Genomic DNA, 23,625 nt, shown 5'->3' on the forward strand with positions numbered 1-23,625 from the left:
AAAACTGCGTTGTATCAGGATTATGGACGCAAATATACGTTATAATCTTGAAAACAACGCAGATAGATTACGATTTATTGCAATAAGCTTTTATTCCTCACGCAGTGCTTCTGCCGGCTGGATTTTCATGGACTGACGGGCCGGGAACCAAATGCCGGCCAATATCATCAATGCCATCAACAGCAGAGTAACACATTCGCACAACACAAAACGCCTGACAGTGAACGTGGAGAATTGCCACGAAGGTGTCAGTTCGCTTTTGGCAATATAACAGTCAATGCCCAGTGCCAACGGAGTGACCAGAAGCAGCATGAACCAGCCTTCACTGAGCAAACGGAAAAAGACACTCTTCTTGCTGCCGCCTACCGCCATCATTAAAGCCATCTCTCCTTTACGCTGCTGCGTCCGGAACCAGAAAGTGCCCAACAATCCCAGGAAAATATTAAGCAGCAAAAAGCTCATCCCCACCAAATAGTTTCGTAAAGTATTCATATCGTCTAACTGGAAAGTACGACGAATATTCTGGAATGAATTTACTTTCGATAAAAAGACATTCCCCACTCTGTATTGAGATGGTGCGTCTTTCATTAACCGTTCGGCGAATCCGGCAGGTTCACCATCACTGGTACGCAGACAGATTTCATTGCCATATGCTAATTGATCCTCCCGCATTAAAATGACTACCGACCAACTGTAGCAAGCAGGTGAAAAATCATCGTAACGAATCACTTCAAGTGCGGCTGATAACTTTGTACCGCGAACCGTATCCTGATCCAAATAAAAATCTTTGCCAATATAATCTTTCAAGTCTATATGATAACGGGATTCAAAAAGATTACGCGATGCCATAAAAGTACCCTCTTTCAGCAAAGTTCCCAATTGTTCCGGTGTTTCTCCGTTAGCTCCCCGATAACGGAATACACGGAAAAAGTCAGGGGTTACCCACCGCCGGATATTATATTATATTTTCTTTCCATCGTATCCAAACGTACCGTCATACCACTGTTACTGCCATTGTAAGGAAAAGAATTTTGTGACATACTGACTGCCTCTACTCCGGGACGACGACGCAAACGATTTAATAACTCACGTATATCGGCATTATTTTCCTCTTCCGTACGGCCGGCTATATAATCGGGGCTTTTTTTCCGTGAGATAATTAAATTCAACCCTGTAAGTATTCTCTATATCAAAACCACGAGGCTCAAAATAAGTATAAAGAGTCACAAACATATAGTCGACCACATACCAAAGCACAATACTTACTAACAGTAACTCTACGAACAACCACGCATTCGAACGCCGTTCATTAACTATTTGTTTTAATAATTTCTTATTCATCGTTCATGTAGTGTTTAAGTGAGTTTTCCGCTAAGAGCATTTATGATTGACATCCGGGATGCCCGCCAAGCCGGCCACCCGCTGCTGAGCAAGTTTAGCAGCAGACAAAAGAGCAGAGCATAAATAAACGTAGAGAGTTTGAAAAGCATCTTCCACTCAATGACCGGAGCCGTATTGAGATACATCAGCCGTGAATCGGCAAAAAGTGTACCGCCCCACACATAGGAGATCAGCAAACAGAACAATAATCCTACAACACCCGCCATTAAAGTCAACACTAAATTCTCGGCAACAATCTGTCCCATCACCCCTCCGCGGGTAGCACCGAACGAACGGCGCACGCCAATCTCCGCCACACGCTGTCGCAGGCGGCTGTGAGTCATCGAACTCAGGTTAATGGCAGGAACCAACAACAAAATAAGGAAAATGATCACTTGTTGGCGAAAATAACCCGCCATATCCGGTTGCTCATTTGCCCACTTATGCTGTGACATGGTCAACTGGTCATCCGGCTGACCCCGGTAAAAAACAAAATAATCTCCCAATCCGGCATTATACGCCAAACGACGTCGTTCACACTCTGCCCGAATCGCATCAAAATCAGAAGAACTACGAGCCAGAATCACAACCCGCATCGCTCCCATGATACCATCACTCCATACATTATCCCCTCCTGTGATATTAGTTGAAAGATATGGGACCCATATCTGTGCATAAGCCGTCGAAGCCATTGAAGAGACATCTTTCACGACTCCGCTTAGCCGGTAAGGGGCATCATTCACAAAAATCTCTTTCCCGGCCACATTTGTAGCAGTACCGAAAAGAAGGCGGGCCACACTTTCTGTTATAACAGCCACGGGCAAACCCGATTTAGCTTCAACATCCGAATAGGGTTTGCCGTCGATAAACGAAAAGTCGAATATACGCCAGAAAGCTCCGTCTGTCTCAAGTGCATCAACTCCTGTACGCACTCCCCGCGACAAAGAAACCTGCATCGTTCCGGGAATACTATATATACTGACTTCTTCGGGAGTTTTTAATCCTTCGAAACATCCCTTCGCCGTTTTTATTCCCATTGGACCGTTACTTGATCCGTCGTCACTCCAGGTTTTGTTGCCTACACTCATCTGTTTGACGTGTAACAAGCGATTCCGGTTACTTTCAGGAGCAAAAGGAACCGTCTTTATCTGCTGTTGCATCACCACTACCATAATCAGGCAAATGGTCAGTGCAGTGCCCAGCACACTTATCGTAGTCAACAATGGTTGTTGCTTAAGTTGCGACAGGGCCTGCTTGAAATATTGTTTAATCATTGTGTTCTTTTTATTCTCCTACTTTCAATCCGCGTGTATTAACCCCTCCGACTCCACCTTTAGAAATATCAGCTTTACGGGCTTTACCTTTCAGGGTCATGCTTCCTACACCGTCGGCACGAGCTGCCAGTTCATCACAATCCACCCGGATATTGACACTGCCTACACCATCCAACCGTACTTTGAGAGTTTCACAAACCAAATCACTAATTTCAGCACCGCCTACTCCCGAAAGAGTTATCTTCAATTGATCCAACCGAAGTGCGGTCCGGCAATTGAAGCTGCCTACTCCCTGCAATTTTACACTCTTCAGATCAGGAGCGGCAATATACAGTTTAACATTTTTGGAATTGCTATTATTCTCTTTATATCCAATCACCAAAGTCTCTTTTTCCACTTTCGTTGTAGTTTCGGATACATATCTCTGCGGGCCCTCTATCCGAACAGAACAACGATCGGACTGCGTAAAAATGATATCTCCGACTGCATCCAGACGGATAGAAGAAAAACCGGGAACTTTACGGTTATCAACAATGACTCCCTTACTTCCGGTAGTTTTACCACATTGGCAATCATCACTGCATTGAGCCTGTATCATATTGAAAGTTGCCCCCATTGTGAGAGCTAAAGCCACTAACATTACTCTTATTTTCATCGTTTCCTAATTTCGAGATGAATGACTGTATTATGATTATTATTGTACTTGCCGTCCGTCAAAGAACCGAATGGTGCGTGAAGTCTGTTTGGCCTGCTCCTCGTTATGGGTCACCATCACAATGGTACGTCCGTCTTCTTTATTTAACCGGTGAAGCAACTCCATTACCTCAGCCCCCATCTTGGAGTCCAGATTTCCGGTAGGTTCATCAGCAAGAATAATCTCCGGATTGCCGATAATGGCACGGGCAATGGCCACGCGCTGACACTGACCACCGGAAAGTTGAGTGGGGAAATGCCGCATACGGTGAGTCAAACCGACTTTCTCAAGCACCTCCTGAGCCAGTTTCCGACGTTCGGAAGAGCCCATACGGCGATACAGTAACGGAAGCTCCACATTATCCAGTACATTCAGGGAATTAATCAGGTGAAACGACTGGAATACGAATCCAAGTGTCTTATTACGGAAAGCTGCCAGTTCCTTATCTTTCATGCCTTCAGTGTGTGTACCGTTTATCTCTATGGTTCCGGTAGTAGGTGCATCAAGCAACCCCATAATATTCAGCAAAGTCGATTTACCACAACCGGAAGGTCCCATTATGCTCAGGAACTCACCACGGTCTACTGTCAGGTTCACATTTTCAAGAGCCACTGTTTCGATTTCGTTCGTACGGTAGATTTTCGAGAGAGAAGTCAATGTAATCATAAACTTATGGTTTTAAATTATTTCTTTTTATTAAGATCATGTTCAAATGACATGCCAAAGAATTAATACACTTATAAACAACCACTTAATATTTGGGCAGAGTGTCCGATAATGAACACTCTGCCCACAAATGAACTCTCTTTCTTATCAAAAATGAACGTTTATTCCTCGTGTAATGCTTCTGAATTATTGCACTTGCCGTCCGTCAAAGAACCGAATGGTGCGTGAAGTCTGTTTGGCCTGTTCCTCGTTATGGGTTACCATCACAATGGTACGTCCGTCTTCTTTATTTAACCGGTGAAGCAACTCCATTACCTCAGCCCCCATCTTGGAGTCCAGGTTACCGGTAGGCTCATCAGCAAGGATAATCTCCGGATTACCGATAATGGCACGGGCAATGGCTACGCGCTGGCACTGACCACCGGAAAGCTGTGTGGGGAAATGCCGCATACGGTGAGTCAAACCAACTTTCTCAAGCACCTCCTGAGCCAGTTTCCGACGTTCGGAAGAGCCTATACGACGATATAATAAGGGAAGCTCTACATTGTCCAATACATTAAGAGAATTGATCAGATGGAATGACTGGAACACAAAACCAAGCGTTTTATTACGGAAGGCAGCCAGTTCTTTATCCTTCATCCCTTCCGTGTGCGTGCCGTTTATTTCGATTGTTCCAGCTGTAGGCGCATCCAGCAACCCCATAATATTCAATAGAGTCGATTTGCCACAACCGGAAGGTCCCATTATGCTAAGAAATTCACCGCGATCCACTTTCAGGTTCACATTCTCGAGAGCTACTGTCTCAATCTCGTTTGTACGATAGATTTTTGAGAGGGAAGTTAATGTAATCATAACTTTAATTTATTTAGATGATTCGTTTTGTTCCATTTTGGCTTATATGAACAAGACATGTCAAATGGTATGCCAAAAGAATAACATCCTCATAAATTGCACATTAAACTAACAGAAGGATGTCCGATAATGAACATACTGCCCGTTAACGAACTGCCTGATTTACTTATCCTCCGGAACAATCTCATTTAAGCAAGCCAATGCATTGAGTGTACGCGGATAACCAATGTAGGGCAACAATTGAGTAATGACAGTCAGCAACACAGATTTATCATTGCCAACATTTATATTGCCTTGAATATGGCCTTTGACCTGCGCCTCGCAGCCCCCAAGTGACACAAGGATGGCAAAAGTTAACATTTCACGCGTTTTTACATCCAGAACCGGACGCGTTTGATAATCACCGAAACAGTTGGCGGAAAGATATTCCTGAAAATGCAATTGTCCTTGAGGTGCGGTTTCATACATTTTGTCTATTCGTTCGCCAAAAATGGATTTCTGCAAAGCAAGTCCCTTCTCCATACGGTTTTCGGAAGTTATCACCGCCTGTGGTTCCAAAGGCAACTTCACTCCTTTTGACGACAAGAATCCATTGGCTATAGAAATCAATTCCACAACCTTTGCCATACCCACATAAGGAACGGCATGATAAAGCACTTCTTTTATTTCAAGCGGGGTAACTCCGTTGACAAAAGCGGCCTGGAGTGTTTTTTGATACTCTCCCGCAGTGCTCATGGCAATGGTGGAAGCCATTGTAACCAAAATCCGCATACGAGTATCCAAATCACCATATTGCTGTGTTTCGCCAAAAGCAAAATTAGTGAATATTTCCTCCAGTTCGGGATCGGTCTGTGCAAGATTGTTTCCGAGATTGATAAACCTCGTCGTGCCATTGCGGGAAACACTCGTTGCAGCTATCCCTTGGGGGGAAGTTGCCTCAGCGTATGCCTGGTCATCTACAGGTTCCAACCAAGTATTTTGGTTGGTTTCAGGATTACATTCGATGGCCAGATGAGAAAACCAACTGTCAGGGGCAGCTCCATGCCAATGCACTACATCCGGAGCTATCTCCACTACATCTCCGGGCAGTAACAGACGGGCATTTTTCCCTTTTTCCTGATAATACCCTCTTCCTCCGACAGCTATCAGGATTTGTCCGCCCGTATGGCTGTGCCAATTGTTACGGCATCCGGGTTCGAAAGTCACATTGCTGACAGGGCAATTCAATTCATCATTCTGCGTCAAGCGTGCCAGATAGGACTGCCCTATAAAAAACTTCGCATATTGCACGTTTGCATCTCCTATGGGAAACACACTCGGATTTTGGAGAACTTCTTCTTTTTTCATATTCTGTGCATTTAAAGAATTTGTGGTATAGCACAGCAACGTTATCATTGCCGATGCCCATATAAAATGTTTCATTTTCATAAGATTATAAATTTATGATGCAAATTTAGGCACCTTTCCGTTCTCATCGTATACCCGGATTACGGATGTAATTACCTCAATTACGGATATTCTTACCCCTATTCCGGTTTTATTCCTCCAACCCATACTACATATGATGAAAATCCCTACATTTGTCACAGATAAATAACAATATGCCCTATGGAAGAAGTAATTAAGCTCAATTCGGTAGACCAGTATAACCAGATGTACGGTCTCGAAACATTGCACCCTTTGGTGACAGTAGTCGACTTGTCGAAAGCCACGTTGTTCCCCACACACTTCACCCTCAACTACGGACTGTACGCTTTGTTTCTGAAACAAACAAAGTGCGGCGATCTACGCTACGGACGGCAGATGTATGACTATCAGGAAGGCACAGTAACAAGTTTTGCCCCCGGACAGGTAGTAGAGGTAAAGGTGACTGACGGGATACGTCCGAAGTCACACGGTATACTATTTCATCCCGACCTGATACGCGGCACATCTCTGGGACAGGAAATCAAACAGTATTCATTCTTTTCATACGCTTCAAATGAAGCCCTTCATCTTTCGGACGAAGAGAAAAAGATCTTTCAGGATTGTCTGGATAAAGTCCAGTTGGAATTATCACGTCCGATAGACAAGCACAGCAAACGCCTGATTTCAAGAAATATCGAATTATTATTGGACTATTGCATGCGTTTCTATGAACGGCAGTTCGTCACACGTTCAAAAGTAAACAAGGACGTACTGGTGAAGTTCGAAGAACTATTGGATCTCTACTTCCAAAGTGAGCAGTCGCAAACCGAAGGATTACCCACAGTGAAATATTTTGCAGATAAGGTAAACTTGTCTTCCAACTATTTCGGCGACCTGGTTAAAAAGGAAACGGGTAAGACTGCTCAGGAATACATCCAGGGTAAAATAATAAATGTAGCCAAAGAAAAGATATTGGCTTCAGAAAAAACAGTCAGTGAGATTGCATATGAACTGGGATTCCAATACCCACAACATTTCACACGCATATTTAAAAAGAATGTTGGCTGTACCCCAACAGAATACAGGATAATTCAAGTATAATGGCCTCTTCCGGTAAAGAAACATTAGATATCAAAACGGTGCATCAATGCAACCGCTGCCTGGGATGCAAGACGCTGCATCCACAGGCAAGCATTATCCGTCTGGACCATACGAATGTGGAACAGCACAGCATTAAATTCGATTTTTACACAATACTGTTGATGGAGAACAACATAGAGGATTGCTGTTGTTGCGGACGCAAAGCTTATGACTATTCCAATGCGACAATGGTTTTCCTCCCTCCGGAACAAACCTTCGACATCCACAAAAACAGAGTACTCCCACAGCAGGGATGGTTACTGGCTTTCCATCCCGATCTGCTTTATGGTACCACACTTGAAAAAAACATTCAAGAATATACTTTCTTTTTCTACCGGAAAGAAGAGGCTTTACATCTGTCCCAACGCGAAAAGGATAAGATTATAGAATGCCTACGGGAAATGGACGAGGAATTACATCACCCGATAGACCGCCATAGCCAAACACTGATTTCACGATACATCGAACTATTGTTGGATTATTGTACCCGGTTCTACGAACGGCAGTTTATCACCAGGGAGAACAAGAATAAAGTGCTGCTCGACAAAACGGACCGTTTATTGGATGATTATATTTATTCCGGTAAGCTAAAGTGGGAAGGTCCGCCTACCTCCGCATATTGTGCTGAAAATTTAAAGCTCTCCGTTGCCTATTTTGAAGATTTACTCACGTTTGAAACCGGTAAAACCTTACTGGAGTTCTTCCAGTTAAAAAGAATGGAAACTGCAAAGAGAATGCTACTTGATAAAGAGAATACAATCAAAGCAATAGCCGGTCAACTGGGATTTTCTAACACGCAGTTATTCTGCTTGTTTTTCAAGAAAATTACGGGAGTAACGCCCAACGAATACAGACATTCGCAGAACTGATATTTAAAAAAGTTATATACCGTCCAAAATTTTTTGAAAATCATGGAGATGTGTCAAAACTCACCACAGAGAACACAGAGGAACACAGAGGAAAATTTAAGTCACTGCTGATCAATATAAATAATCTGTGTTACTTCATGTTTCCTCTGTGGTAGAGGTATTTGTCGACCAATCCGGCTACTCGTCCCGCAAAGCATCCGCAGGATTCATCTGTGCTGCTTTTGAAACCGGAATATAAGTTGCCACAAACGAAACAGCCAGAATCAGAACATACGAAATAACCGATACAATAAGGAAGTGCAACACCGGACGATTCTGTATATAATCCGGGGTCGGATTATCCGGCGGGAAAGCAAAGCCATTCAGATATACTATTTGAAGTTGTACCAATGCTCCTACTACAAATGCGATAGTCACCATCCACCAGGCTTCAAAAAGAAACTGCCGGATCAACCGGTGACGGTTAGACCCCATTGCCATATAGAGCCCTATTTCCTCCCGGCGGGCATTGCAACGCAGCCAAAAGGTACCCCCCATCCCCAAAAAGACACACAACAGAAAAAATAAAGCGAGAATGGTCTGCAACCGGATAGTCCCCGTAGTTCCCATATAATACTCAAAATTTTTACTTTCCGTCCTGAAATCCGTAAGCGATGCCAGATAATAGTTCCCAATCTGCATTCGGGGACGCATTTCACGTTTAAATGTCTCAGTGAAAACAGGTGAAGCGAGTCCATCACGCACCCGAAAACAAATCCGCACTCTGCGCGGAAGATGTTTCAATTCAGAAGTAGTCTTGAATATCAGAGGACCGGGTTGGTTATTACTTCTTATCTGTACGGGGTCGATTATAGCGGTCAACGGAAACTTACGGGTCGTATCTCCCCAATGCACCCATTTATTTTGCGGATATTTCTCGCCGAACAACTTCTCTGCGAGATCAGGAGTCAGGTAGATCCCCTGTTCTCCTTCCGCAAGTACCGGAGGAATTTGCCCTGTCCGTGCATCGTGTATACGGAAAACTCCAAAATAGTCGGTTCCGGAAAGGAAGGTCATCTGCTGTGAATATGCAAGGATCGTATCATTGAAAACCTGTCCTCCGTTCCAGCCCCCGCTTTGCGGATAAGAATTAAAAAGGCTGACAGTCACATTAGAAACACCCGGATAGCGGCGTACCTGATCTACGATGCGCATAAAGTCAATACGTTTCAGCGAATCGGAAGCCATCTCCGGTTTATATTTGGTATGGTTAGTTGAATATTCACCTATACTGAGCAGGTAAGTATCGGTAAGATCATAATGATCGGGCAATGCCTTATCGGATAATAATACGTACACAGGGTCGACTACTCCCCATAAAAAATAAGTCACAACCACCAGTTCTCCCAGAATCCATCCATTAGCAGCACGCTGGTTCCACAACTGGCGGAGTATCATCATCAGGTTCATATCTTTTATCTTTTTTCGTTAAGCGAATATACAATATCTTTCTTCAAAGCATGCAAAGCCGGAATCAGAGCCGACAATACATTCAGCACCAAGCTGACCATGAAGGTAATACCTATCACCACCGGATTCAGCAACATACCGGGAGTCAAGAAGCTATCGACTCCCTCAGGCATCACATCTGCCGAGAAAGACAACAGGTCCGGAAGCCAGTTCCGACCACAATAGACAATCAGATACGAAAGTAACAAACCGAACAGACCTCCGATGCCAGTAAGAAACAGATTTTCCCAAAATACCTGCAACAGAAGCGAAATTTTGGAAGCACCGAAAGCCTTACGTATGCCCAATTCGGAAAGCTGGCGCTTCATACGTGAAGCAATCATTCCTGCCAGATTCAGTGCCGGAACAAATAGTAAAGCTAACAGGATAGTGCCATACACTCGTAACAACTCTCCCCAGTCGGGTGCCGAAGAAGAATATTCATAAAAAATACTTTTCCAGTAAGATACCGGTTGCCCATGTAAATCGGCACTGTATTTTTTCTGAGAATAATTATATTTGCGGAACACGTCACGTACCTCTGAAATTACCTTATCTTTAGCATCGACAGAAGGAGCCAACATATAGACATTCAGATCACCTACCAACTCATAGCCACCCTTATTATCCTTTATAATATCGGCATCAACCGTCAGTGGTAACCAAATATCCGCATACGTAGCAGGGGTAATGAAGGAAACATCTTTTACAACTCCACATACTCTATATTCATCGGAATCAAGAACAAAAGTACGACCTACCGGTGTAGCCTCTCCAAAAAGCTGGCGAGCCATTGTACGCGAAATGACAGCTTTTCGTAATCCGGAATCAAAATCGGCCTGACTAAACGGCCTACCGTCTACAAAGGCAAATTGAAACACCTTCCAGAACCCGGCATCTACCAGCTTCACCTGCACCTCTTTCAAATCTCCGTCACCCGGCAATTCAAGTAATGATGTACTGCGCCCATCCATAGATGCCCCTACAGCCTCGGTACTCTTCAGCGGATAATAAAAACGCTTCACTGCCTGAAAGGATACGTGCGAACTGAACCAATTCTCCTGATTTTTCTGCTCTACAACAGTCATTCCTTTACTGACCAGGATACGGTTCCGGTTCTCTTCGGGATAGACCGGAGCCATCTTGATGTAACAGATGATCACCAGGCTCATGGTCATGGCAATCCCCAGTCCTGTACCGAGTATGTACACACTGCTGAATAAAGGATTTTGTTTCAGGAGTTGCCAGGCCTGTTTGAAGTATAATACCATCATAGCAATTTATTTTATTTATTGGTTATTCGTCCCGCAAAGCATCCACCGGATTGATGCGGCTGAGTTTGTGTGCCGGCATCCAGATTCCGATAGAAACAACAATCAACAGCAAAAGGTATACAATCAGGGAAACAGCCGCAAAATGCAGACCGAAATGGTTAATCCAATAAACAGGCATCGCTTCTTCCGAACCGGTACAGGTAGTATAGAGACCATCCTTCAACGCATATTGCAAATAGAGCAAGCAGCCTATCAACGTCCCCAATGTGGTCAGCACCCAACCTTCGTATAAAAGCAGGCGGGTGATATGTGAAGGATTACCGCCGAAAGAAAGCATGATGCCTACCTCTTCACGGCGTGAACGGGTCTGCATCCAGAAAGTTCCGGCCACTCCCAAACAAAGGTTCACTAAAAAGAATATACCTAAAGCCAGGTTCAGGCGATACTGGTTAGTGATACCTTCAGAAAACTCATGTTGATCCTGAATGCTGCTGAAGGACCGTACAGACTTCACATAATAGTTGCCTACCGTCAGTCCTTTATCCATCCACTCACGGAAGTGATGCAGAAAAGCCTTCTCCGACAGATTGTCGTCTATACGAAAAGCGATTAACGGAAGATAATAGTACATATAATCAGGAAACTCTTCAAACACGCATAACTCTATGGGCATGGGTTGCATATAACTCCGGTAACGAAGAGGGACGATCACTCCTCCCACCCGATAGTCTTCATCATCTCCATTTTCCCCCAAACGACGTCCGTAAAGCGGTTTTCCATCCTTCAGCCGATACGCTACGTCCGCAGTCAATACCGATTCGGTCCAACGGAAGTCACGGTTATCCAATTGTTCGGCCGTCATACCTTCGGCTCCCTCCATCCCCATGGTCCGGAAATAATCGGTGTGGGGCATGAAAGTAAGACGGAGAGTGCGGACCGGAATGGTATCGAACATCGTATTACCGTTACTCGTGGAATTCGATGAAGGATATTGGCCATTCAAGATGAAAGTAGTATACTTTACTCCTTCATAATGTTTCAGCTTGTCGAGCAACCGCTCAAAATTGGCTTTACGCGCCAATGTATCATTCTCTTCGGCATGGAATTGCTCCGATTCGGCAGGGAACGATGCCAACTGAAGCAAGAAAAGATGATCGGGACGATAGCCCTCCGGCAGATTCCGATCGTGTGTCAACACTACCAACGGATCGACAATCACCCACGTGACAATCGATACCAATATCAATTCGGCCAACAGCCATCCGTTTTTCCGGCGACGGGCCCAGAGGTTCTTTATTATAAGTCGTATCATGATTTATTTCTTAGTGTTAAGTGAGTCAATAATATCGTTGTGCAACGAGCGCCATGTGGGCCACCAGGCAGAGAGAAGGTTCAGTATCAAACAAAAAGCAAACGTTACGCAAAACATTAAAGGACTGAACAGCATTTGCGAATTGATAGCCACATCGACTCCGTCGGACACAACTGTCGGATATTTGTCGAACAGGCTAAATACCCAATTACGCCCTAACACAAGCAGCCCCCATGAAACAATAAGTCCCATCAGCCCGCCGATGCAAGTAAGAAGCAGATTTTCCCATAACACTTGATTCAATAATTGTTTCCGGTTGGCTCCGAACGCTTTTCGTATCCCCATTTCCGCCAGACGATCGTCCATGCGACTGGATATCATCCCACTCAAATTAATAGCAGGCACTAACAACAAAGCCAAAAGAGCTCCTCCATACAGTTTAATGACCGACATCCAATCAATCTCGTTCGTATTGCCCTCTCTGAACCAAGTCTGCCAATACGGATCCGGCTGATGAAAAATATCAACTGTATATTCTTTCTGGGAAATATTGTATTTATGCACCATTTCATTGACCTCCGCATACAGTTTCGGCATATCTTCTTTCTGGCGAACCTTGAAATAAACGATATAGGTACCGACTTTATGACTGCCATCATTGTTACTGTCATATCCTGGCAAGCAAGAATAGGGCATATAGATTTGCCCGTAAGATGCCGGCAACAGATAACTACCCTCACGTACCACTCCGACGACTTTAGACTCTTTGAAATCCAGTTTAAACGTTTGCCCAACCACATCGGTCCTGCCGAAAATGCGGCGGGCCATCCGGTCAGAAAGTACTACATTACGGATCCCACTGGCTAAATCCGCCTCCGAAAAAGGCTTCCCGTTCAAAAATTCAAACTCAAATAACCGAAAAAAATTAGGATCGGTATACTTTACCAAAGCTGGTATCTGCTCACCTCCCCCGGCCGGTTGTATATAAGCCCCCTCCCGGTTCAGAAAGTGTTCGTTTACAGCGGTAACCAGCTCCGCTGATTTCAGTGGGTAGAACCACTCTTTCAGCATTTCATAAGAACAGAGATATGAATTTCCGCCTCCTTTCACATGCATGGCACTCACCCCTTTCATCCGCATCGTCACCGAACGGTTCACTTCCGGATAAATAGGAGCTATTTTAATATAATACACAATGGCAATAATCATCGTCATGGCAATGGCAAGCCCCGTACCCAGTACATACAGACTGCTGAACAACTTGTTCTGACGGATCAACATCCACGATTGTTTTAAATAAAGTTTTATCATAGTATGTAATTTTAATAGTTATTCATCACGCAAAGCATCTACCGGATTGATGCGGCTAATCTTCCGGGCAGGTATCCAAATGCCGACTGAAACGACAATCAGCAACAAGATGTACACCATCAGGGAAGTTGCCAGAAAGTGCCAACCGAAATGATTGATCCAATAAGCAGGCGAAGCCACTTCGGGTGACCATGATCCCCAATTTGTGGAGTATAGTCCTTCTTTCAAGGCATATTGCAAATAAACAAGGCATCCCAACAGCGTTCCGATTGTTGTCAGTACCCATCCTTCACCCAGCAGCATGCGAACAATGTTTTGCGGCCGGGCTCCGAATGAAAGCATAATGCCGACTTCCTCCCGCCGTGTACGGGTTTGCAGCCAGAACGTTCCGGCCACCCCCAGACAGAGATTGATCAGAAAGAACAAGCCCAAAGTTATATTTTTACGGTATGTATCGGTAGTACCGGCACTGAACTCCGACTGTTTACGCAAATCGGTATACGACTGCACCGAATTCACATATATATTTCCAGCTTTCAACTCCTTCCCCGTCCAAGGGATGAAGTGATGTAAAAACACCTCTTCGGAAAGACGATCCCCAATTCGGAAAACAATCTGGGGCAAATCCGAATAATACCGTTCGGGCATAACCGACAGAGGATTCAGACGGACCGGCTGAGGTTGCATATAGCTTCGATAGCGAAAAGGTTTTATCACACCCGCCACCCGATATTCGGCAGTGCTGTCGTTGTTCCATGTCGTCCGCCCGGTGAGAGGACTCTCCGGATGCAAAAAGAACTCCGACGTATTGGCTGTCAGCACATATTCATCTTTATCAAAGATACGTTCGTCCAGTTCTTCGGCTGTTATCCCCTCAGCTCCTTCAAATCCCATGGTCCGGAAAAAGTCCGAACGGTTCAGAAAAGAGATCTGCCATGCCGGCATATAGGTAGAATCTCCCTTAAACGTCTGGGGAGAAGTGGTACTACTACCGGAATAAGGCATTATACGATTGAAAAAGAACGTAGCAGACTCCACACCTTCATAATTCTTCACCTGTTGAAAAATGCGGCCCAGGTTTTCCCTGCGGGACAGACTGTCGTCTTCTTCGGGACGAAACTTCCCGGATTTCTCCGGCAAAGTCGCCAGTTCAAGAACAAACAAATGATCGGAACGAAAGCCCTCAGGTAACGTACGGTCATGGGTAAGCACGACCAAAGGGTCCGCTATTTTCCAAGAGACAATACAAACCAATACAATCTCGGCCAATAGCCACAGGTTGCGACTGCGGCGCGCCCACAAGTTTTTCAGTATTAATTGATTCATGGCTATTTATATCTTTTCGTTGATGGAATATATGATGTTTTTACGCAGTGAATACCATGCGGGACAAAAAGCCGAAAGCAGGTTGAGCAATACACACGTACCAAACGCAAGGACAAACACAAACGGACTGAACAACATATCCGGACTTAGATTAACCTCCACTCCTTCGGGGATGGGTACCGGCCACGAATTGAACAAACCGAAAATCCAATTACGCCCCAACACCAGGCCTCCCCATGACAACAGCAGACCGATAAGACCGCCTACACAGGTGAGCGCCAGATTCTCCCAAAGCACCTGTCCCAACAATACCGAACGATTGGCTCCGAAGGCTTTGCGTATCCCCATCTCAGAAAGACGTTGTTCCATCCGGCTGGAAATCATCCCGCCCAGGTTGATGGCCGGAACAAACAGGAAAGCAAGCAACAGCCAACCATGTATTTTGAATACGTTCGCCCAGTCAATCTCCGAATACCCCATTTGTTTAAGAGGATACTGCCAATAAGGAAGAGGCTGATTGTTCAGGTCTATTTCCAGATCGGGCTGAGAGTGGTTGAATTTATGAACCAACTCCTGTATTTCAGCACGTAGCTTCGGGCCATCATCCGACCCAGGCAGTTTGATAAACACCTGATAAGGACCTACCATATTGGCCATTTTATCCCCCCGATCATAACCGGTTATACAAGTATAGGGCATATACACGTCGGCATAAGAGTCGCTGAGCATATAACTGCCGCTACGCACCACGCCCACTACCCGATAGTCTTCAAAATTCAGCGAGAACGTACGTCCCACCGCTTCTGTGTCACCCAATATCCGGCGGGCACCACTCTCCGAGAGCACTACATTGTGGATTCCGCTTTCAAAATCGGCCTGTGAGAAAGCCTGTCCGCCCAGGAATTCAAACGGGAACACCCGGAAGAATGCAGGATCGGTCTGTTTCACCATTACGGGAATTACATTCCCACCGTCTTCGGGCTGTACATAATTTCCAAATAACATACGTCCCAAAACGGCCGTCACTTCTTCCGCGTTTTTCAACGGATAGATCCATTCTTTCAGCATATGATAAGAACAGGAGGACCTGGTCATAGAATGTTGCTCGGTGTTTTTTACGGCTACCGACGTCAATACCATCGTCTGAGACCGGTTCGTTTCGGGATAGATAGGAGCGATCTTTACATAATACACAATGACAATAATCATTGTCATGGCAATGGCCAGCCCTGTGCCCAGCACATAGAGACTGCTGAACAGTTTATTCTGGCGGATCAACGCCCACGATTGTTTGAAATAGAGTTTTATCATGTCTGTTCGGTACTAAATTTATTATTCATAATGCAGCGCTTCCGCCGGCTGCAACTTCATGGCCCGACGGGCAGGCAACCACGTGCCCAACGCAATGATCAGCCCCATCAGCAACAGTACCCCACCAAAACCGACAGCAAAACGCCACCAGGAGAAAGGAAGATTGTACAAATCGGGAATTTCCATGTGTATCATATTGAACATAACAAACAGCACCAGCGGAGTTACGGTGGTCAGCAATAACCACCCCTCGGCAGTGAAGAACCATCCTACCCGCCTACGTGTACTACCCAGTGCCATCCGCAGACCGGTTTCACTACGCCGTTGCTCGATGCGTAGCCAAAAAGTTCCCGTAATGCCGAAAAGCACGTTCAGCAAGATGAAAACGGACAACAGAAGGTTAATACTGATTTTCCGCCATTCAGACCGCAATCGTTCACTGCGTTGTTGCTTCATATCCTTCATGCTGGCAACGTAGAGATTATTCTCCGTCAACTGGCTCTTCATCCGGTTTAGGAAAGTCCCCATCTGTTCCGGAGTCAAATCTTCTTTCATCCGCACGGTTATCTCCATATTAGCTACCCCGGAAGCATTCACCTGACGTTCCAGTTCTTTCGGTCTCATAGTAAAGAAAAGTTCGGGCTCCGGCTTTACAAACTCGGTCATACGAACCGGGACGGTCACTGCCGCAATGCGTATCTCCCGCATACTACTGCCGGGATAACATACTTTCTGTCCTACTGCCGACTCCTCACCGAAGAAATCTTTTTCCAGATCCGGAGTAATAAAATATTCCAACTGTTTTTTGTTCAATAATTCACTCAGAAGCTGCCCCTCGCGGCTCCGGATACGAAATACATCATAAAATTCGGGAGAAACGGTATATTGGTGATAGGATTGCTCTTTGAACTTACCGCTATCGGCCGTACAAGGCATGATCTGTGTCCATGAATTACCTCCGGAATAGGGTGAGGAATAGAAAGCAACACAAGCATTATCCACTTCCGGGGCACGACGCAGGCGTTCAAGGATCCGGGCCAATGCTTCGCCTTCGGTAGGAGCCTGAGTAGTGTCGCTGACATACTCGGCGGCATCTTCGGGATAAACATCAAACGAAAGCCGCCAGCAATTCGTGATATCATAGCCCAACGGACGGGAATAGGAATAGAACTGTACCACAAACATATCTACCAGATACCACAGCGCAACGAATACGACCAGAAGTTCCATCCATATCCAACCGTTAGAGCGGCGTTGGTTCCATATTATCTTAAATATTTGCTTTATCATAACGGGTCTTTGTTTTTAAAATTATTCCATATCATGCAACGCCTCTGTAATAGGCATCCGTGAGGCCCGCCAAGCGGGGATCGCGGCACTCAGCAAATTCAGTAACAGCGTGAAAAAGAAAGCCGCAACAAAAGTGAAGGGCTGTATCAGCATATCGTGCGTCAGAGCAATAGTTCCCGAAAAGAAAAATGACTTGCAAAGAGATAACAGGGCGTATGACAACACCAGTCCGATCAGCCCACCTATGCAGGAGATCAACAGGTTCTCGGTCATCACTTGCTCTACCAGCGAAAACGAACGAGCACCGAACGCTTTACGAACCCCAATCTCACTGCGACGTTTGCGAAACTGTGTCAGCGTTATACCTATTATATTCAAGGCAGGCAGGAGCAAAAGGAAAAGAACCGTCGCACCGGTAGTTTTGAACCATTCGCCCACTGTACCCCGGTCGAAACCATTTGTACCCAGCACAGCCTGCCACTGGGTATAGGGGGAATACATATAGTCAAGTTTTGTGTTGGTAAGCGAAGCATTGAAAGCCGCCTGCAACTTCAGCATCTCTCTGCGGATCGGTTCGAAGTCGGATGAAGAACGTGCCAGGATGCAGGAGGTAAACTCCCCCGTAGTTCCTTCGCAATAGTTAACATTTTCCTTTAATAAGGAGGAGTTGACCGTATAAGGCACCCATACATCTCCATAGGCGTTTTCGGCAGCTTGACTCACCTCTTTCACCACACCGCATATCTGATAATCGGCATAATTCATGCGTAAAGTCTGCCCTGTTGCTTCAACCGTACCAAATAACTTACGTGCCAGTTTATCAGAAATAACCGCTTGCCGTATACCCGATTCCCAATCGGCATGTGTAAAGGGGACACCGGAAAGAAAGGTGAAATCGAATACTTTCCAGAAGCCGTCATCGGTAAACTTAATCGTATATTTATCATAAAACTGCTGTCCGCGTATATTGACCGGAAGTTGTCTGTCGGTAAAAGCAGTCACTGCCTCGGGCGTCTGCAAAGGATAAAGACATTCGCGTACTACCTTGTGACTCATACCCCCATTATTGATGGGATTCCCGTCACTCCCGCATGCTTGCAGACTGTTGACAAAAAGGATGCGGTATCGGTTAGACTCCGGCGCATACGCAGAGAAATTTACTTGATAGACGAGGTAAACAAGCATCACTGCTGCCACCGACAAAGCGGTACCCGCTACAGAGATTCCATTTACGAAACGGTTCTCTTTCAGCAAATTATAAGATTGTTTGAGATAAATTGTTATCATAGTTTCACATCTTAAAAGGCACACAATCCACCTTTTAAACCAAAATTCCGTTGGCTTAAAACCAACAAGCCTTTGGTTTAAACCCTAAGGTGCCTTGATTTAAAAAGTTTTTTCGGCGGATTATTTCACTTTGAGTTTGTTCTTATTTTTGTAGTTGGTCATGTCGCTGACCACCACCTTGTCTCCCGGATTGAGTCCGCTCACCACTTCTACAAACTCAAAGTTCGAATCGCCCAGCTGAACTTTCCGTTTTACGATTTCATCGTCCGAAGTCATCACGAACAGATCGTATTCGCCGCGGCCTACATAATAAGAGGCATTGGCTATACGCAACACATCTTCTTTCACGGCATTCATCACATATACATCAGTCTTGAGTCCCGAACGCAACCGCTTGTTATTATCTTCTTTCAGCTGCACGGAGAAAGAGATAACTCCATTCTTTGAAAGCGGAGTGACACTGCTTACGGTCCCCTCGAGTTTCTCACTGCCCACTTTCACAATAGCCTTTCCGCCCGCTGCCACACGGTCGCCATAAGTATCGGCAATCTCGCCATCCACTTTGAAATGGCTCAGATCCGAAATGATAGCCACCTGCCCTCCTTGAGGAATCTGCGCACCGATCTGGTTGTTGATATAAGTAAGGATGGCTTTGCGCGGCGAACGTATCTGTGCATCGTCCAACGTACGCTTCATTTCGGCAAGTCCCTTACGGAACATGTTGAGGTCGAGTTCAAGCACTTTCAGGTCGGCGGCTGCTACCTGTTTCTCGTTGGCATATTGTTGTTTGAGTTGTTCCAATTCGAGGCGGGACGTATTGTAGCTCAATTCGGCCTGGCGTACCTTATCGGTCGTACCGGCTCCAAGACTGTCGAGGTATTGTTCGTTGCGAAGCTCCACCTTCATCCGCGCCAGTTTCATTTCCGACACTTTGATCTGCATGGCCATATCGCTCAATTTGGTCTGGCTGTTCACCTGCGCCTGATCGAGCTTATAACGTTTCATTTGCTCTTCATCCAGTAGTTTTTTATAGTCGGTTTCCGTACTTTGTAAGTCGAGTTTCAGGATGGGAGTACCTACATCTACACTGTCACCACCCTTTCTATATACTTCCACGATGCGGGTGTTGATCGGTGAATTGATGATCTCTTCAAAAGCCGGAACCACTTTGCCCGAAGCACTGACACTGACCTCGATCGTCCCCTTGTCAACGGTAGACAACACGAGATCCTTCTTCTGTACTCCCGTACGCAACAACGAAATTAATAAGCTAATGCCTACTATCCCGATAATACCGATGGCCGAAAAACGAATAATCTTTTTATTACGCTCTTTATTGCGCACCTCTTTTGGAATTTCTCTGTCCATATATAGTCAATTATAGATTTACAAATATTCTTTGTATTTCTATGATCAAACCTTATGCCAAAAAAGGAAAGCACTGTGTTTCAGCAGGAAGAAGAGAAACAGGGTGTCCGATAATGAACACCCTGTACAGTTTCGTAACAAAGCGTAACTGTGTTCTCTGCGGTGAAAAACACACGTTTGGGTGTAGCCATCCGGCAGAAAGGGTGTAGCCCTAATAGCAAAAGGGTGTAGCCATGCATAAAGTATGGCTACACCCTTTTGCTATTAATACATTTCTTATATACCGTAGCGGAAAAATCTACCTCAGCCTCAACCTGTCTCCCACTTCGGGAACATAATCCCCGTCCTTACGGTTCATCTTATACAGGTTCTTCAAACGGATGGCATATTTCTGAGAAATGGTATGCATGGAGTCTCCGTCTTTGACGATATAAACCGTATAAGGTTTCGATGCTCTCTTTTTCTTCTCTTTCAGATAAATGATATCACCATCCATCAAGGTATAATCACGTTGCAAGTCGTTATACTTCACCAACTTCTTCCAACGGATATCGAACTCTTTACCCAACGACTTAAACGTATCTCCGTCACGGGCTACAATATAAGCGATACCGTTTGCTATGTAGACCTGATGCGGATTGAGTACCGTCGGTTCACTCTTTGACGAACTCCATCCTCCCTTACGGTCATATTTATAAAGGTCGTAGTCTTCAATAATCGTAATCAGACGGTTGGCATACGAAGGATCGGTAGCATATCCCGCCTTTTTCAACCCACGGGCCCAGCCTTTATAATCCGTTATCTTCAGTTTAAACAAGAAAGCATAGCGGGCACCGCGTTTCAGAAATGCCGAATGGTCCTCGTACGAATCACGGGGATTGCGATAAGCACGGAAGCATTCGTTACGGGCATCGTCGTCATGGCGTACGGTACGTCCATTCCAGCTACTACCGCATTTGATGCCGAAGTGGTTATTACTTTTACGCGCCAGCGTGCTCATACCGGCACCACTTTCAAGCAACCCCTGCGCCAATGTGATACTGGCGGGTATCTTGTGCTCCTTCATTTGCTCTACAGCCAGGGCACTATACTTATTTATATAATCTACGTAACGGGAATTCCTGCGCTGCGCCTGGGCACCGACAGAAAAAGCAAGAACTGTAACTACGGCAATCAGCCTGAGAAGTTTGCTATTCATCTATTAATTTGTGTATGTTAGGTTATGCGGCACAAAAATCATAAAAATAATTGGGATTATCAATCTCTTTTCTAACTTTGTAACATGATTTGTAGAACTATAAACCACCTACCCACATGAAAGACCTGACTATTACCTCTGTAATTAAAGTATATGAATATGACGAACTCAATGACGCAGACCGTGCCTTATTGGATGATGCCATCGAGGCAACCCGGCGTAGCTATGCACCTTACTCGCACTTCTCGGTAGGAGCGGCAGTACTGCTGGCCAACGGAGTGATAGTGACAGGAACCAATCAGGAAAACGCAGCCTACCCGTCCGGACTTTGCGCCGAACGAACTACGTTGTTCTATGCCAATTCGCAGTATCCGGACCAGGCAGTGAAGACTCTTGCCATCGCCGCACGTACGGAAAAAGACTTTATCGACACTCCGATTCCTCCTTGCGGCGCCTGTCGCCAGGTGATTCTGGAAACGGAAAAAAGATATAAACAACCCATACGTATATTGCTTTACGGCAAAAAGTGTATTTACGAAATACAGAGTGTGGGACATTTATTACCCCTGTCATTTGACGCATCAGCCATGGAGGATTGATTATGATAAGAACTTACCAGACAAAACTGAAAGGTATGCTTGCATTGACCACAAGCTATCATACCGAAAAGAACTTGCAGAAAGAAAAGAGTTTGTATAAATTCATATGGGTACGCCAAGGAAGCATTACCCTGGAGATAGACCATCAGGAAGTGACACTGGCCGAAAACGAGGTGATCTCCCTCTCCAATCTCCAGCATCTGGAGTTCCTGTCCATCGATGGAGAGTATCTGACGGTGCTGTTCAACAGCAACTTCTATTGTATTTACGGCAACGACCATGAAGTGTCGTGCAGTGGATTTCTGTTCAACGGTTCTTCGCACGTGGTGAGATTTATGCTCAACGAATCGGAACGGCGGTCGATGGAAGATGTAGTGGGTTTGCTGGACCGCGAATTCACCGTATCGGACAATCTACAGGAAGAGATGCTCCGCATCCTGCTTAAACGTTTCATCATCCAGAGTACACGCATCGCCCGGCAAAGACTGAATATCACCCAGGAGAAGGAGTACAGCTTCGAGATTATCCGCCAATACTATAATCTGGTAGACGAACACTTCCGGACTAAAAAGCAAGTGCAGGATTATGCCGACATGCTGCATAAATCACCCAAAACACTCTCGAACATCTTTTCTTCCTGTAAACTGCCTTCGCCCCTGCGCGTCATCCATGAACGGGTGGAAGCAGAAGCCAAACGACTCCTTTTATACAGTAACAAAAGTTCGAAAGAGATTGCTGATATTCTGGGATTTGAGGACCAGTCCTCTTTCAGCCGTTTCTTCAAAAACATGACCGGAGAAAGCCCTGTGCAATACCGAAATTCGGTTGAAGGGAAGAATTGACAATTCATCCGGCGATATTGCTATTTCCCGCCGATGGGAAAAACCGGTTCTTTGCATCAGAAAGTTAAACCCATAAAAAGAAATAGCATGAAAGAGAAATTTATCACTCTGCTCACAGTAGCATCCGGTCTGAAAGGTTTCGGACTGAAATTTATCCGCGTAGCCATCCTCGTTGTTTTCGTTTGGATCGGCGGACTGAAGTATTTTCATTACGAGGCCGACGGCATTGTACCATTTGTAGCCAACAGTCCGTTTATGAGTTTCTTCTACGCCAAAGATGCCCCCGAATACAAGGAACACAAAAATCCGGAAGGTGCTTATGTTCCGGCCAACCGCGAATGGCACGAAGCGAACAGAACCTACACGTTCTCTTATGGACTGGGAGCTTTGATTATGTCCATCGGTATCCTAGTATTCTTAGGCATCTTCTTCCCCAAAGTGGCGCTTATCGGCGACACACTGGCCATCATCATGACACTCGGTACACTCTCCTTCCTGGTGACCACTCCCGAAGTCTGGGTTCCGAACCTGGGAAGCGGAGAATATGGCTTCCCGCTCCTATCCGGTGCCGGACGTCTGGTAATTAAAGATATCGTAATTCTGGCAAGTGCCGTTACCCTGCTTTCCGATTCATCGCAGCGTGTACTGAACTCCCTCAAAAAAGCCGACTGGGAAAAACGGAACAAATAAGGGTTACGGAATGTTATAAACTGACATTAAAGATACATCCTTCTAAA

20 protein-coding genes and 1 pseudogene are annotated in these 23,625 nt (G+C 45.3%); 5 read left to right on the forward strand and 16 right to left on the reverse strand.

The window, feature by feature from the left end:
- Positions 1-90: 90 nt before the first annotated feature.
- From QK890_RS05090 to QK890_RS05115, 6 genes and pseudogenes are all read right to left on the reverse strand, one after another.
- A pseudogene (locus QK890_RS05090) lies at positions 91-1,341 on the reverse strand (FtsX-like permease family protein).
- A gap of 14 nt (positions 1,342-1,355) precedes the next feature.
- Entirely contained in the window at positions 1,356-2,654 is a 1,299-nt protein-coding gene (locus QK890_RS05095; protein WP_250720274.1) for an ABC transporter permease, read from the reverse strand.
- Positions 2,655-2,664: 10 nt separating this feature from the next.
- Complete coding sequence (locus tag QK890_RS05100; protein ID WP_234212069.1) at positions 2,665-3,309, reverse strand: DUF2807 domain-containing protein; 645 nt, start codon at positions 3,307-3,309, stop codon at positions 2,665-2,667.
- Positions 3,310-3,348: 39 nt separating this feature from the next.
- The gene (locus QK890_RS05105) at positions 3,349-4,014 is read right to left on the reverse strand and encodes an ABC transporter ATP-binding protein (RefSeq protein WP_005776280.1); all 666 of its coding nucleotides are present in this window, start codon (positions 4,012-4,014) and stop codon (positions 3,349-3,351) included.
- Between the two features lie 186 nt (positions 4,015-4,200).
- Positions 4,201-4,866, reverse strand: coding sequence for an ABC transporter ATP-binding protein (locus tag QK890_RS05110; RefSeq protein WP_005809433.1), 666 nt, complete (start codon positions 4,864-4,866; stop codon positions 4,201-4,203).
- Positions 4,867-5,028: 162 nt separating this feature from the next.
- Positions 5,029-6,294, reverse strand: coding sequence for a carboxymuconolactone decarboxylase family protein (locus tag QK890_RS05115; protein ID WP_032538128.1), 1,266 nt, complete (start codon positions 6,292-6,294; stop codon positions 5,029-5,031).
- Positions 6,295-6,474: 180 nt separating this feature from the next.
- Between QK890_RS05115 and QK890_RS05120 the strand changes: the two genes are divergently transcribed.
- Together QK890_RS05120 and QK890_RS05125 are read left to right on the forward strand one after the other, a co-directional pair.
- Positions 6,475-7,374 carry an AraC family transcriptional regulator gene (locus QK890_RS05120; protein WP_005809437.1) on the forward strand — a complete coding sequence of 300 codons (900 nt, stop codon included), beginning with the start codon at positions 6,475-6,477 and terminating at the stop codon, positions 7,372-7,374.
- Positions 7,374-8,282, forward strand: coding sequence for an AraC family transcriptional regulator (locus QK890_RS05125; protein WP_032539842.1), 909 nt, complete (start codon positions 7,374-7,376; stop codon positions 8,280-8,282). Before QK890_RS05120 ends, QK890_RS05125 begins: the two co-directional genes overlap by 1 nt.
- A gap of 177 nt (positions 8,283-8,459) precedes the next feature.
- Here QK890_RS05125 and QK890_RS05130 read toward each other — a convergent pair whose 3' ends face one another.
- From QK890_RS05130 to QK890_RS05175, 10 genes are all read right to left on the reverse strand, one after another.
- Positions 8,460-9,731, reverse strand: coding sequence for an ABC transporter permease (locus QK890_RS05130; RefSeq protein WP_032539841.1), 1,272 nt, complete (start codon positions 9,729-9,731; stop codon positions 8,460-8,462).
- Positions 9,732-9,736: 5 nt separating this feature from the next.
- Positions 9,737-11,044: an ABC transporter permease gene (locus QK890_RS05135; RefSeq protein ID WP_032539840.1), complete on the reverse strand. Its 1,308-nt coding sequence runs from the start codon at positions 11,042-11,044 to the stop codon at positions 9,737-9,739.
- A gap of 22 nt (positions 11,045-11,066) precedes the next feature.
- Positions 11,067-12,356 (reverse strand): ABC transporter permease, encoded by a 1,290-nt coding sequence (locus QK890_RS05140; protein ID WP_032539839.1) that lies wholly within the window; start codon positions 12,354-12,356, stop codon positions 11,067-11,069.
- A gap of 3 nt (positions 12,357-12,359) precedes the next feature.
- Positions 12,360-13,667 carry an ABC transporter permease gene (locus QK890_RS05145; RefSeq protein ID WP_032539838.1) on the reverse strand — a complete coding sequence of 436 codons (1,308 nt, stop codon included), beginning with the start codon at positions 13,665-13,667 and terminating at the stop codon, positions 12,360-12,362.
- An 18-nt stretch (positions 13,668-13,685) separates the two neighbouring features.
- Positions 13,686-14,993, reverse strand: coding sequence for an ABC transporter permease (locus tag QK890_RS05150; protein WP_032539837.1), 1,308 nt, complete (start codon positions 14,991-14,993; stop codon positions 13,686-13,688).
- A 6-nt stretch (positions 14,994-14,999) separates the two neighbouring features.
- Positions 15,000-16,304 carry an ABC transporter permease gene (locus tag QK890_RS05155; protein ID WP_032539836.1) on the reverse strand — a complete coding sequence of 435 codons (1,305 nt, stop codon included), beginning with the start codon at positions 16,302-16,304 and terminating at the stop codon, positions 15,000-15,002.
- Between the two features lie 21 nt (positions 16,305-16,325).
- Positions 16,326-17,594, reverse strand: a complete 1,269-nt coding sequence (locus tag QK890_RS05160) for an ABC transporter permease (RefSeq protein WP_005776265.1) — start codon at positions 17,592-17,594, stop codon at positions 16,326-16,328.
- 21 nt (positions 17,595-17,615) lie between these two features.
- Positions 17,616-18,881, reverse strand: a complete 1,266-nt coding sequence (locus tag QK890_RS05165; protein ID WP_032539835.1) for an ABC transporter permease — start codon at positions 18,879-18,881, stop codon at positions 17,616-17,618.
- A gap of 120 nt (positions 18,882-19,001) precedes the next feature.
- Positions 19,002-20,249, reverse strand: coding sequence for an efflux RND transporter periplasmic adaptor subunit (locus QK890_RS05170; protein ID WP_005776262.1), 1,248 nt, complete (start codon positions 20,247-20,249; stop codon positions 19,002-19,004).
- A 298-nt stretch (positions 20,250-20,547) separates the two neighbouring features.
- Positions 20,548-21,447 (reverse strand): glucosaminidase domain-containing protein, encoded by a 900-nt coding sequence (locus QK890_RS05175; protein ID WP_005776261.1) that lies wholly within the window; start codon positions 21,445-21,447, stop codon positions 20,548-20,550.
- 116 nt (positions 21,448-21,563) lie between these two features.
- Here QK890_RS05175 and cdd point away from each other — a divergent pair, with 116 nt between their 5' ends.
- The 3 genes from cdd (at position 21,564) to QK890_RS05190 (ending at position 23,578) form a co-directional block, all read left to right on the forward strand.
- Positions 21,564-22,046, forward strand: coding sequence for a cytidine deaminase (gene cdd / locus QK890_RS05180; protein WP_032539834.1), 483 nt, complete (start codon positions 21,564-21,566; stop codon positions 22,044-22,046).
- A 2-nt stretch (positions 22,047-22,048) separates the two neighbouring features.
- Entirely contained in the window at positions 22,049-22,888 is an 840-nt protein-coding gene (locus QK890_RS05185; protein WP_005776259.1) for an AraC family transcriptional regulator, read from the forward strand.
- An 87-nt stretch (positions 22,889-22,975) separates the two neighbouring features.
- Positions 22,976-23,578: a DUF417 family protein gene (locus QK890_RS05190; protein ID WP_005809464.1), complete on the forward strand. Its 603-nt coding sequence runs from the start codon at positions 22,976-22,978 to the stop codon at positions 23,576-23,578.
- Positions 23,579-23,625 lie beyond the last annotated feature (47 nt).

It is taken from the genome of Bacteroides sp. NGMCC 1.200775, from assembly GCF_040798045.1.
Taxonomy (GTDB): domain Bacteria; phylum Bacteroidota; class Bacteroidia; order Bacteroidales; family Bacteroidaceae; genus Bacteroides; species Bacteroides hominis.

Excerpts from the sequence above, each read along its gene's own strand:
- QK890_RS05125 (WP_032539842.1), top strand. The coding sequence starts at position 7,374 with ATGGCCTCTTCCGGTAAAGAAACATTAGATATCAAAACGGTGCATCAA.
- QK890_RS05110 (WP_005809433.1), bottom strand. The coding sequence starts at position 4,866 with ATGATTACATTAACTTCCCTCTCAAAAATCTATCGTACAAACGAGATT.
- QK890_RS05140 (WP_032539839.1), bottom strand. The coding sequence starts at position 12,356 with ATGATACGACTTATAATAAAGAACCTCTGGGCCCGTCGCCGGAAAAAC.
- QK890_RS05130 (WP_032539841.1), bottom strand. The coding sequence starts at position 9,731 with ATGAACCTGATGATGATACTCCGCCAGTTGTGGAACCAGCGTGCTGCT.
- QK890_RS05170 (WP_005776262.1), bottom strand. The coding sequence starts at position 20,249 with ATGGACAGAGAAATTCCAAAAGAGGTGCGCAATAAAGAGCGTAATAAA.
- QK890_RS05120 (WP_005809437.1), top strand. The coding sequence starts at position 6,475 with ATGGAAGAAGTAATTAAGCTCAATTCGGTAGACCAGTATAACCAGATG.
- QK890_RS05155 (WP_032539836.1), bottom strand. The coding sequence starts at position 16,304 with ATGATAAAACTCTATTTCAAACAATCGTGGGCGTTGATCCGCCAGAAT.
- cdd (WP_032539834.1), top strand. The coding sequence starts at position 21,564 with ATGAAAGACCTGACTATTACCTCTGTAATTAAAGTATATGAATATGAC.
- QK890_RS05175 (WP_005776261.1), bottom strand. The coding sequence starts at position 21,447 with ATGAATAGCAAACTTCTCAGGCTGATTGCCGTAGTTACAGTTCTTGCT.
- QK890_RS05145 (WP_032539838.1), bottom strand. The coding sequence starts at position 13,667 with ATGATAAAACTTTATTTAAAACAATCGTGGATGTTGATCCGTCAGAAC.
- QK890_RS05185 (WP_005776259.1), top strand. The coding sequence starts at position 22,049 with ATGATAAGAACTTACCAGACAAAACTGAAAGGTATGCTTGCATTGACC.
- QK890_RS05095 (WP_250720274.1), bottom strand. The coding sequence starts at position 2,654 with ATGATTAAACAATATTTCAAGCAGGCCCTGTCGCAACTTAAGCAACAA.
- QK890_RS05150 (WP_032539837.1), bottom strand. The coding sequence starts at position 14,993 with ATGAATCAATTAATACTGAAAAACTTGTGGGCGCGCCGCAGTCGCAAC.
- QK890_RS05100 (WP_234212069.1), bottom strand. The coding sequence starts at position 3,309 with ATGAAAATAAGAGTAATGTTAGTGGCTTTAGCTCTCACAATGGGGGCA.
- QK890_RS05105 (WP_005776280.1), bottom strand. The coding sequence starts at position 4,014 with ATGATTACATTGACTTCTCTCTCGAAAATCTACCGTACGAACGAAATC.
- QK890_RS05115 (WP_032538128.1), bottom strand. The coding sequence starts at position 6,294 with ATGAAAATGAAACATTTTATATGGGCATCGGCAATGATAACGTTGCTG.
- QK890_RS05160 (WP_005776265.1), bottom strand. The coding sequence starts at position 17,594 with ATGATAAAGCAAATATTTAAGATAATATGGAACCAACGCCGCTCTAAC.
- QK890_RS05135 (WP_032539840.1), bottom strand. The coding sequence starts at position 11,044 with ATGATGGTATTATACTTCAAACAGGCCTGGCAACTCCTGAAACAAAAT.
- QK890_RS05165 (WP_032539835.1), bottom strand. The coding sequence starts at position 18,881 with ATGATAACAATTTATCTCAAACAATCTTATAATTTGCTGAAAGAGAAC.
- QK890_RS05190 (WP_005809464.1), top strand. The coding sequence starts at position 22,976 with ATGAAAGAGAAATTTATCACTCTGCTCACAGTAGCATCCGGTCTGAAA.